Below are 12470 nucleotides of genomic sequence, written 5' to 3'. Positions count from 1 at the left end.
GGTTATTCCTTTTCTGTTTTGATAGCATCCTGTTGTATTTGATCATATTCTTTACACACGTCTTTTGAAGATTTTCCTTCCAGCATTTCTCTTCCCAGATTTCGTATAACTTCCCATTCACCAAATGGCAAACTGGTATCTTCCATCGGGATCGTGATGCCATGATAAATATCATGAATTGCATCTTTTCTTTCATTTCCCATATAAGAGAAATCCATTTGATCTGTTTCAACTGGTGGCAAAGCTTTTAATTCTTTGGCAATCTGCATCATATTATCTTCTTTTAAAATATAACTTAATGCTTCTTTTGCATATTCCATTTGTTTACTTGAAGGATTGATGGCAAATTTTCTGGCACTCGTTACAACAAATCCTCCTCCATCAGCCAACACATTGGCGCTCGTCATTTCATAATGGAAAGTAATATCACTCATATCATAGTTGGAAGATGCCGCAATACAAACGCCATGCCCGGCTTTAAAATCAGCTAAAGATTCATCAGGTGTTTTTTCCAATGCATACTTTTTGTCCATATATCCTTTGTCTATAAACAGTTCCAGTAAATCAAATCCATCTTTCATATAAGTACTGATAGGTGTTTTCCCATCTTTTAAATCATTTAAGAGCTGATCTTTTTTATCTGAAGTATACACTTGTGATAATCCACTTACCATGGCAGGTACGGTTAAACCATAACCTTTATTTCCAACGTATGGAGTGATGCCGTTTTTCTTTAATGTTTCAAATACAGACAACATTTCTTTTTGATTTTTTGGGACACTTAATCCATATTGATTTAACACATCCACATTCCAATACATTCCATATGCCGCATAAACTAGTGGAACGGCGAATATTTTATCATTGTACGTTGCCGTATTCAAAGCCGTTTTGGTTAAGTTATCAATGCCTTCCAGATCACTTAGATCTGTGAATAATCCAGCATCTCCCAGCTTTTTGATATCTTCATCTAGCACAATATATAAATCAATATCATTGTCTTGTTTTAACTGGGTATCCAAGTAGGAGCGATAATCTTCTTTTTCTCCATCTTTGGAATAATAGCTAGCTGTACGTTCAATAATATGGATTTTAGAATCATCTTTCGCTAACAGTGCATCATTCCATACCTTACTGTTTAATACGTCTATTTCAAACATCGTCAATGTTACTTCTTTTTGTGTATCGTATTCTTTTTTTAATCCCTGTTTTTCACTATTACATCCACCAAGCAATAACGCACCTACACAGAGCATACTAAGCAAACCACGCTTTTTGTTTAACATAAAACTACTCCTTTCCATATGATTCTTCATCACTGATATGAATTTGTGGATGTTTTAACAGCTCTTTAAACTGTTCTTCTGGAATTGGTTTTGATACTACATATCCCTGAATGATATCACAATTCATCTTCTGAAGAATTTTAAACTGTTCAATTGTTTCAATGCCTTCTGATACGGTAGAAAGCTTTAATTTATTCGCCATATCAATGACAGAGGAAATGACGGTTTTCTCTTTTGGATCATCTAGATTATCGGAACGGAAGAATGCTTTATCCAGTTTGATTGTATCTACATTTACATCAATCAACATATTCAATGAAGAATAGCCACTGCCAAAGTCATCCAGCGAACACATGAAGCCAGCATCATGAATTTTATTTACCGCATCTGTCACAATCTTCATATTTTCTGTGAACATGGATTCTGTTAATTCTATTTCTAACAGTCCTGTTGGTATCTTATACTTTTCCTGTAGTTCTTGATATGGCCGGATAAAGTCAGCATCATTTAAATGAACTCGGGAAAGATTTACGGAAATCGGTACAGGGGTGATACCTGTATCCATCCAGTTTCTTAAATATTGGCATACTTTTTCAAAAACATATAAATCTAATTTAATGATGAAGCCGTCTTTTTCAAATACCGGGATAAATTCATTTGGCGGAATCAGTGAACTATCTTTTGCCCGCCAGCGTACAAGTGCTTCCCCACCATCAATACGGGATTCTTTTAGATTTGCCTTTGGCTGAATAAATACTTCAAATTCATGATTTGCCAAAGATTCCTCCATGCGATTCTCCAAATCTTTTTCTCTATGCATACGAATACGCTCCAAATCAGAGAAAAACATGCATTTATATAAGAAAGTTCCTTTCGCACCTTTTTCATTACGACGAGCTGTGTTTGCCCGATCCTGAATCAGATAGATGGACATTTGTGGGTTATCAATAATATATACACCAGCGCTTAATACCAGATAATATTTTTCTTCCAGTCCCTCGTTGAAAGCATTAATACTATGGGAAATCTGATCCATTTTATTTAATATTTCTTGATCACTCTGCGTTTTCACAAGCAATAAGAATTTATCCGCAAAACTTCGACACATCAATTCATCTGGTAACAGCTGTTGCTCAATATTCTTATATACATGCTTTAGCATCTTATTTCCACGACTTGTGCCAAAAGTTTCATTGATATATTTAAAATGCTGGATATCAATTATGATCATGGAATAATAATTACTCGGATGTGCTTTAATTTTTATTTCTGCTTCATTATAAAAACGTGTGGTATTGTATCCCTTTGTCACAGGATCCATATATGCGATGTTAAACAGTCTGTGATTATTGGTATAATAATTATAAAATAAGGCAGACCAGATTATCAGCATCAAAATGAAAATAATAATGGTATTGCGTAAGGATTCATCAAAGATTGTATGGAAAGTATCAGATATCGCAGCTGTACGATCAATTACTAGCACTGCATATAAATTTCCCAGTTTCATCGGTGTATAAGAAGCCAGTTTTTCTACATTGTTTTTAAACTTTATCTCCACCACTACGCTTTGATTATCAGAAAGTGCCTTTTTTAAATCTGTAATATCACTTTCTTCCAATTCGGTTTGTTCATGTAAGGAATAATACATATTGTTAGAATTGATTATGACACCTTCTTGTTTGGACTTGATCACAAAAGTACCATCACGTTCCATCACATGTAAAAACATATCTTCATTATTATATGACTCACATAATTTTGCAGTTCCTTTTGAAAAATCCGTAATCGCAATAATGGCTCCGTTGACTTCTCCTTTTTTATCCATCATTGGATATACATACACCAGTCCTTCATCAACAGTAAAGGTATTGTTGTAGATATGTGGCTGTTTATCTTTTTTTAATGTATCAAAAAGTTCTTTGGTGGATATCTTTTGATGAAAATCCGTATAGAATTTTCCTTCATCATTGACAGCAGTGACCATGATAAAATCATTTTGTTGTACACTGGATAATATCTTTTCATTCATTTGATCAATTTGATAAGTTTGTGCTACATGGGCCAACACATCCAGATCATTTTCCATTTGTAAATCTAACAGCTCTACTACACGTTGATTCATATCCTGTAAGTGTTTTGTAGCGTCCATAAAAATCTCATGGTTTGTATTTTTCAGGTATGTATAGCTTAAACCCATTGTAATACATATCACGATTACCAATGCACCAATAAATGTCCATATTTGCTTTTTGAACGCAAACTGCTTTTGATTATTATTCATACTGTCACATCCTGTCTTATTTTAGTGATATTTTTCCTGAATCAATTGTATTTGTTGTTTCATTTCCTGACTGATGTTACGATGGAACAGGTAAACATAATGATGATCTTTTTGATAATAACATATACTATAACATTCATACCAGAGGGTTTCATCTGACATGATCCGATAATGTATATGCTTGATTTCTTTATGTTCATGATAGGCTTTTTTCAGAGAAGATAAAGTAAATGTTTCAATAAACTCATCTACATCATCCATATAAATTTCCTTACTATAAGCACGCAGTGCCTGATCATATGTATCATGAAAAAGATTTGCTTTTTCATTGTTATCATGGTAAATCTTTACACTACATAATGCTTCATCTAAATCAACACATACAGAAAAATCACAGTTGCGCATAATAATCTCACGATTCATCATTTCTATAGCATCTTTTTCCATCTGGTATTGGTTTTCTAACTGATCTCGATATTTCTTTCTTTGACCATGGAAAATTAAATAGATAGTAATGATGGATACAAGTATCATAGCAATTAATAAAACCACTATAAAAACCGTATTTCTCTCAACCTGTGCAATCTGTGTCGCAAACATATCCGCACGCATAATTGTCACAATCTGCCAATCGTTAATTTCATGTACCGGTGTTGTACAAAGAATCAATGTCGCATCATTTCCCTGGATTTCAAATACACCGGTTTTCTGTTTGGCAATACTGTCTTTTAACTGCTTCACCGTGGAGTCATTATTTCCATTTTCCTTGATGGTTGCATAAAGACCATCATCATTTAATTTGATCATATCTGATGCAGGACTTTTTAATAACCAGGCACCATCTTCACTATTCACAATAAAGGTTCTTCCCTTTCCTTCCTGGAAAGCAAATAACTCATTGGTATAGTAACGCTGAACCATAACTTCACAATATAAAGCACCTTTTTGTACATTATTTCGATATACTGGTGTCTGAATCAACACAATCGTATCTCCTGCCTCATTCATATACGCAGGTGATATACTGCTTTCCCCTTTGGAAATTGCTGTTTCTTCATTTTTGATATAACTGAAATCGATGGTATCATCATTATGGTCAATTCCCTTTCCATCCATATCCAGATAGAAAGTACTATATAAATCATTATTACGTGTAAATTCTCTTAAAGCATATTTCAATGTATTGTGATCAAAAAGAATTGACTCTGAAAGATAATTCAATTTCTGTACATCTTTTTCTAATGAACTGACCACTTTGCTTTCTACGATTTCCGTTGTACTTAACAGATAATCATAAGAAGTATCATTGATCTGCGCAATCACATTATCCTTTACCCGATAAGCTCCTATACCAAGAAAAGCGATGACGAAAAGCAGAATGATGATAAAAAATCCTGTGTTCTTCTTATAATGAAACTTCTCCTTATTCATATCCTTAACCTGCCTCTCACCCTGGGCCAAACAATGAAAGCTTTAGAAAAAGATTATAAGCATATCTTTCTCTTTTCCTATTGTAACCGGTTTCTATGTTCTACTTTTATTATATAACAGTTACCTACTGATAACAATGCACTTTCGATGTTATATCATATTTATATCATATTTTTTTGAAAAAAGACAAAAAAATGCCAGTTATATTTCATATTTTCACTTATTTTCCTCATAATGACGATATCGTTTTGAGCTCTTATGAAGATCATAATACTCTCGTTTATCTTTATACATTGCTGCATCAGCTGCCGCAATCATTTTATCAAGCTGGGCAGGCTCCTTGAACCATATCGCACCCAACGCTATCTGAAGCATATCATTTTCCTGTATCTTTTCCCGCATTTCCTTTATTTTCTGATAGAAAATCGCTTCCTCGATATTTTGATAAATAATCACAAATTCATCTCCACCAATACGATAAATTCTAGCTTTCACAAATACTTCTTTCATATAAGCAGCTGCCTGAATGATAATTTCATCACCCTTTGCATGTCCATACATATCATTGATATCCTTTAATCCATTAATATCTAAGAAAACTAATCCCATTGTTATCTGTTGATGCTTAAATTGTTCAATATCTTCAATATAACGATTACGGTTATAAAAAGATGTTAAAGTATCATGATAGCTTAAGCGTGATAATTCTTCTTCTGCCTGATTTCGCTTAATTGATAAACTAATGAAATAACATAACGTTTCTAATAAAGACGCAATATTCTGTATTTTCTCAATCGGTGGATTATCTACACCGATGATGCCCGCAATCTGTCCATTGCTTTTTAATGGAGATGAAACCAGACGATAAATATTATTGGTTTTTAACAGTTCATATTCTTCTTTTGAGTTTTCCTTTAATTCTTCTATATTATTTAATATCATATAATTTCGTTCTTTAAAAGATCTTAACCAGCGTTCAATTACAGCAAATGGTAAATCTTTTAAATCCAGTATAGAGCCTACCCCAGATTTACACCATTCCCAATCCTTATTGACTAATTCACCTTTTAGGCTGACTAAATAAACACGATCAGCACATAAATAATTACCAATTTTTTCTAAAACAATATTGATACTCTGATTGATATCATGAATATCATATAAAATATGGATACATTCTACGATGATCTGTTGTGCTTCCAACGTTCTCTGTAACTCGTTTTTTTCATTTTCAAGCTTTGTCATATCAAAGGCAATTTCTAATCGTGCAATACGTTCATCCCATAAAATCTTACGATCCTTCAACATATAATGCTTATTTGTGATGGGATTATCAATTTCCCATGAATAAATTTCATTTTCTTTCAATAATGGATTTGTACAGAATGGGCAGGGACTTGTTCTTCCCTGCAATACTTCATAGCACTTTTTACCATAGAAATCATTTGCATGAAATGTTTCCTGTCCTGCCTGATTCAAAAATAACAATTCATAAGTTTCTATATCACTTACATAAAGCAGTTCAGATATTTCATTTAACGGCGCCTGTAACTGATCTGCCATCATTGATAAATATTCACGTTTTTTACGATTCTCTTCTTCCGCTTTCTCAACTTCCATCTTTTGTTTCGTGACTTTTGATGTATAAATCGCAATTAATGCCGCAATAAAAAGACATATACTGATTAAGATAATCAATCCATGCATTGCTCGTCGTACGGTTCTTTCTGTGTATACTTCTGCCGCATTTACAGCAGCGTTTGTTTCTGTGAAAAACTGTTCACTTAAAGTGAACAATTGTTGCTTATCTTCTCCCTTGCGTACCAGATTGATTTCCGCTTTGATCTGTTTCCATAATTCATCTACCACAAGCAGCTGCTGTTGGAAATCCTTATCATCCAAACAAATCAAATCATTCTCATCATCACCCTTTTGTAAACCAAGAATAAGTTTATCCAGACGTTTTATCAATGCATCATCCTGCATACCAGAAAGCTCTTGTTTTACAAGCATCTGAGAAGCTCCACGAACAACCCCTGCATAATTCACAACTCTTGCGTTTCCTTGTACATTTTTAATCGAGAAAAGAGCAACCAACACAGATAAAATCAATGCCAGCGTCAGCGTCACAGGTAATAATTTCTTCTGCATAGTATCCCCCCGCTTTATGATCTTTATTATATTAATCATACTACTTATTTGAAAATAAATATAGCTATATACGATTTAATTCGGTTGTTTTTACATTTTCATTTGCTTTCCTATCACTTATTTGCATATAAAGTTCACAAGTTCTTAACAATACATAAAAAAAGATGAAATTTCATCTTTTTTTATCCTTATGCCTGAAGTCTTTTTATGATGGAAAGTTTATCTTCCCTCCATGAAGAATATAATTCTTCATTATCTTCCCATAATTCTTTTAATTCACTATGATCAGATAAAACGGCTTCTAAAGCTTTTACAGCTTTCTGTTTCAAAGGGTGAACATCAAGATTTTTGATAGATTCCATCCAGTGAATGTATGTATCATCATCACAACGCTGTTCTGTACCATTTAAAATGGTATCCATGATTGCGGCAGAAACAATCGCGTATTGTCCATCATCATACTCTACATATTCACTTGTGATTACATCATCAAGATACTGTCCCATATCTTTCAGCAAATCTTTGGATGCCATTAAATCTTCTAAAGCATCATAAGCTGTATCATCATCAAAAACTCCATAATTCCATGCGCCCATAATTATTTCCTCCTAATTTCCTTATATTGCAGCTAGCACAAAAGCTGATAAGACAAGTAATGCTGTTATCTGTAAGAAAAGATTGATGATATCCGGTAATATAGATGCAGTGTTTTGACGTAATTGCTTTGTGATTGGTAAATCATATCCTTTTGTGAAAATGATATTTACGATAATCTCCATCATAAAAATCGCAACTAATATAGATTTATCACCCATGGAAAACCCACCAGTTAAGTTACTATGAGCCTTTACCTGTTGTCCAATTTCATTCCATTTATATAACATCGTACAGCCAATCATCACGATGATAATCCATGATACGACATTCACAATCTTCCTTAAGGTTTTCATAAGCATTATCCTTTCGGATATATGATAACACAAAAAGCGATAACAATCAGTAATTTACTGAAGTTATCGCTTTTACTTAATCTTCTAACTCATTCATAGAAATGGTTGTGAAATTCAATGATTCTAATACCTTTAAAATAGCATTCGCTGTATCAAAAGATGTGAAACAGCTGATGTTATTTTCCGCAGATACACGACGAATCAAGAAACCGTCATTCGTGACTTCTTTTTCATTTGACATCGTATTGATGACATAGTTGACTTTTCCTTTACGGATGATATCTAACACATTGTTTTCATCATCTTCACTGATTTTCTTAACCGTTTTCACATGAATATCATGTTCATTTAAGAAGGCTGCAGTTCCTGCTGTTGCTAAGATTCCATAACCAATGTTAGAGAAACGTTTTGCGATGGCTAAACCTTCTTCTTTGTCCATATCCGCAATGGTCATTAAGACATTGCCATGATTTGGAATTTTAACACCACTTGCAAGTAATGCTTTATAAAGTGCTTTTTCAAGTGTGACATCTCCACCAAGTGCTTCACCGGTTGATTTCATTTCAGGTCCAAGTACCGTATCGACACTTCTTAGTTTCGCAAAAGAGAAAACTGGTGCTTTTACAAAGACACGATCGCCTTCTTCTTTTACTGCATCTAATGGATATCCCTGTTCTTGTAAGCTATGTCCTAATACACATTGTGTTGCGACATGACTCATTGCTACTCCTGTAATCTTAGATAAGAATGGAACAGTACGAGAGCTTCTTGGATTTACTTCCAGTACATATACCTTTTCTTCTTTATCTACGATAAACTGAATGTTATATAATCCAATGAACTTAAAGCCTTTTCCAATACGAATACCATATTCAATGATGGTATCCTTCACTTTTTGTGAAATGGATTGTGGTGGATAGACACTGATAGAATCTCCAGAGTGAATACCAGCACGTTCGATATGCTCCATGATGCCTGGGATAAAGACATGTTCTCCATCACAAATCGCATCGATTTCAAGTTCTTTTCCGACAACATATTTATCGACAAGGATAGGTGCGTCATGACTGATTTCCTTTACAGCTGTTGCCATATAAATCTTTAGATCATCATCATTGTGTACGATTTCCATCGCACGTCCACCCAATACATAACTTGGACGAACAAGTACTGGATAACCAATCTTATTGGCAATGACAAGGGCTTCTTCTACCGTTACTGCTGTTTCACCAGTTGGCTGAGGAATATCTAATTTATGAAGCATTGCCTCAAATTCATGACGATCCTCTGCTTCATCAATACTTTGTAGCGACGTACCTAAAATTTTAACACCGCGTTCTACTAATTTATCCGCTAAGTTAATGGCTGTTTGTCCACCAAACTGTACAATGACACCTAATGGCTGTTCCAAGTCAACGATATGCATAACATCTTCAATCGTTAATGGTTCAAAATACAGCTTATCTGATATAGAGAAATCGGTAGATACTGTTTCTGGGTTGTTGTTAATGACGATAGCTTCATATCCTGCTTCACGAAGTGTCATGACACAGTGTACAGTCGCATAGTCAAATTCTACACCCTGACCAATACGGATTGGTCCACTACCCAATACAATAATTTTTTTACGATCTGTACGAACAGATTCGTTTTCATCTTCATAAGTAGAATAGAAGTATGGTGTTGCACTTTCAAATTCTGCCGCACAGGTATCTACCATTTTATATACAGGAACGATACCATTTGCTTTACGCAAATCATAGACTTCACGTTCCTTCATGCTCCATTTACGAGCAATATAGCTGTCCGCAAAGCCGTTTTCCTTCACAAGACGCAATGTTTCTATATCCTGTGGATGCGCCATCATTTCTTTTTCAAGCGCAATGATGTGTGCAAATTTATCTAAGAACCAATCATCAATCAATGTGATCTCATGAATCTTTTCTACACTTTCGCCTCGACGAATCAGTTCTGCGATACCAAACATACGCAAATCATCTTTGACATGAATCTTTTCCCAAAGTTCTTCGGTAGATAATGCGTCAATCTCCTTATTGTCGATATGATCGCATTTCATTTCTAAGGAACGTACTGCTTTTAAGAAACTCTCTTCAAAGCTTCGTCCTATAGACATGACTTCTCCGGTTGCCTTCATCTGTGTTCCTAAACGACGATCGGCATGTGGGAACTTATCAAATGGGAAACGTGCAAGTTTTGTGACGATATAATCTAATGTTGGCTCAAAGCAAGCATAACTTGTTTTGGTAATTGGATTGATGATTTCATCTAATGTTAAACCAACAGCAATCTTTGCCGCAAGTTTTGCGATTGGATAACCCGTTGCTTTAGAAGCCAAAGCACTGGATCTTGATACACGAGGATTTACCTCGATAATGTAATATTTAAAGGAATTTGGATCTAAGGCAAGCTGTACATTACAGCCACCACAGATTTTTAATGCACGAATGATTTTCAAGCTTGCGTTACGCAGCATCTGATGTTCACGATCACTTAAGGTCTGCACAGGTGCCACAACCATGGAATCTCCGGTATGGATACCAACCGGGTCAATGTTTTCCATGTTACAAACAACGATAGCATTATCGTTGTAGTCACGCATAACTTCATATTCGATTTCTTTAAAGCCGGCAATGCTTTTTTCAATCAGACATTGATGTACTGGTGATATTTTTAATCCATTGTCTGCGATAATGCGAAGTTCTTCTTCATCATCCGCAAATCCTCCACCAGTACCACCCAGGGTATAGGCAGGACGCACAACGACTGGATAACCAATCTGATTAGCAAAAGCTACAGCTGCATCTACTGTATGTACGATATCACTTTCTGGTACTGGTTCATTGATTTCATACATCAGATTACGGAACAATTCACGATCCTCTGCCTTATTGATTGCTTCTAAATCTGTTCCTAAGATTTCTACATTGTATTCATCCAAAATTCCAGAATTCGCTAATTCTACAACCAGATTTAATCCTGTCTGCCCACCAAGGCTTCCAAGGATGGCATCCGGGCGTTCTTTATAGATAATACGGCTGGCAAAATCCAGCGTTAATGGTTCAATATAAACACGATCGGCAATCGCGGTGTCGGTCATGATCGTCGCAGGATTGGAGTTGATCAAGATCACTTCATAACCTTCTTCACGAAGCGATTGACATGCCTGACTTCCCGCATAATCAAATTCTGCGGCCTGTCCAATAACGATTGGTCCAGATCCGATCACCATGATCTTATGTATATCTGTACGTTTTGGCATATTACATATTCTCCTTTTCCATCAGTTTCATAAAGTCGTCAAACAAATAGTTGGCATCTTCTGGTCCAGGACTTGCCTCTGGGTGATACTGCACACTGAATACTGGGTATTTACTGTGTTTTACACCTTCCACACTTTTGTCATTTAAGGCACGGTGTGTTAGCACTAAATCAGTACCTGCAAGACTTTCTTCCTCTACCGCAAACCCATGGTTTTGGGAAGTGATTTCTACCTTGCCACTTGCAAGATTGACTACTGGGTGGTTACATCCTCGATGACCAAATTTCAACTTTGTGGTATTGGCGCCACATGCTAAAGAAATTAGCTGGTGTCCTAAACAGATACCAAAGATTGGTACTTGCCCCATCAATTTTTGAATTTCTTTGATTGGACCTTCCATATCTTTAGGATCTCCTGGACCATTACTTAACATCACACCATCTGGATGAAGTGCCATAATTTCTTCTGCACTTGTATCATATGGTACGACGATTAAATCACAGTTACGTTTTGATAATTCACGAATAATGCCATGTTTTGCGCCAAAATCCATCAATACGACTTTCTTTCCACGATTTGGAATAGGGAAAGGCTTTTGGGTAGACACACGTTTTACCTGATCATGTAAGAAGTCTGTGTTTTTTAACATGGAAACAGTTTCTTCCACATTAACACCTTCATCTGCCATGATGGCACGCATGGTACCCTTATTTCTAATTTTTCTGGTAATGGCACGGGTATCCACGCCATAAATACCAGGTATATGCTTTAACTTTAAAAATTCATCGACACTCATATCGCCGCGGAAGTTGCTTGGTTTTTCACATGCTTCCTTCACCACAAATCCAAACACTGCTGGATTCAGGCTTTCAAAATCATCACGGTTGATGCCATAGTTACCGATCAATGGATAGGTCATCATGACGATTTGCCCACAATACGACAAATCACTTAATACCTCCTGATATCCACTCATCCCTGTATTGAATACTAATTCTCCCACTTGATAATTATCTGAACCAAATGCGTATCCCTTATAACAGCTGCCATCCTCCAGTATTAAATATCTTGTCTTCATAAAACGAGAG

The 12470-nt window shown here is 35.4% G+C and carries 8 protein-coding genes; all 8 read right to left on the bottom strand.

The window, feature by feature from the left end:
• Nucleotides 1-2: 2 nt before the first annotated feature.
• The 8 genes from DW761_RS11425 to carA all read right to left on the bottom strand — a co-directional run bounded on the left by DW761_RS11425 (nucleotide 3) and on the right by carA (nucleotide 12460).
• Nucleotides 3-1286: an ABC transporter substrate-binding protein gene (locus tag DW761_RS11425; protein ID WP_158553799.1), complete on the bottom strand. Its 1284-nt coding sequence runs from the start codon at nucleotides 1284-1286 to the stop codon at nucleotides 3-5.
• A 4-nt stretch (nucleotides 1287-1290) separates the two neighbouring features.
• Nucleotides 1291-3570 (bottom strand): EAL domain-containing protein, encoded by a 2280-nt coding sequence (locus tag DW761_RS11420; RefSeq protein ID WP_117518219.1) that lies wholly within the window; start codon nucleotides 3568-3570, stop codon nucleotides 1291-1293.
• Between the two features lie 21 nt (nucleotides 3571-3591).
• On the bottom strand, nucleotides 3592-5001 hold the full coding sequence (locus DW761_RS11415) for a cache domain-containing protein (RefSeq protein WP_117518218.1): 1410 nt from the start codon (nucleotides 4999-5001) through the stop codon (nucleotides 3592-3594).
• A gap of 216 nt (nucleotides 5002-5217) precedes the next feature.
• Nucleotides 5218-7152, bottom strand: coding sequence for a diguanylate cyclase domain-containing protein (locus DW761_RS11410; RefSeq protein ID WP_158553798.1), 1935 nt, complete (start codon nucleotides 7150-7152; stop codon nucleotides 5218-5220).
• A gap of 188 nt (nucleotides 7153-7340) precedes the next feature.
• Entirely contained in the window at nucleotides 7341-7748 is a 408-nt protein-coding gene (locus tag DW761_RS11405; protein WP_117518214.1) for a DUF4259 domain-containing protein, read from the bottom strand.
• 21 nt (nucleotides 7749-7769) lie between these two features.
• Nucleotides 7770-8102, bottom strand: a complete 333-nt coding sequence (locus DW761_RS11400) for a hypothetical protein (protein ID WP_117518212.1) — start codon at nucleotides 8100-8102, stop codon at nucleotides 7770-7772.
• A 76-nt stretch (nucleotides 8103-8178) separates the two neighbouring features.
• A complete protein-coding gene (carB, locus tag DW761_RS11395) occupies nucleotides 8179-11382 on the bottom strand; it encodes a carbamoyl-phosphate synthase large subunit (protein WP_117518210.1) in 3204 nt (1067 codons plus the stop codon).
• A gap of 1 nt (nucleotide 11383) precedes the next feature.
• Entirely contained in the window at nucleotides 11384-12460 is a 1077-nt protein-coding gene (gene carA / locus DW761_RS11390) for a glutamine-hydrolyzing carbamoyl-phosphate synthase small subunit (protein ID WP_117452386.1), read from the bottom strand.
• Nucleotides 12461-12470: the final 10 nt, after the last annotated feature.

The sequence above is a fragment of the Absiella sp. AM29-15 genome, from assembly GCF_003434225.1.
Lineage (GTDB): Bacteria > Bacillota_I > Bacilli_A > Erysipelotrichales > Erysipelotrichaceae > Hoskinsella > Hoskinsella hominis.
This window is presented reverse-complemented; position numbering and strand designations above follow the sequence as displayed.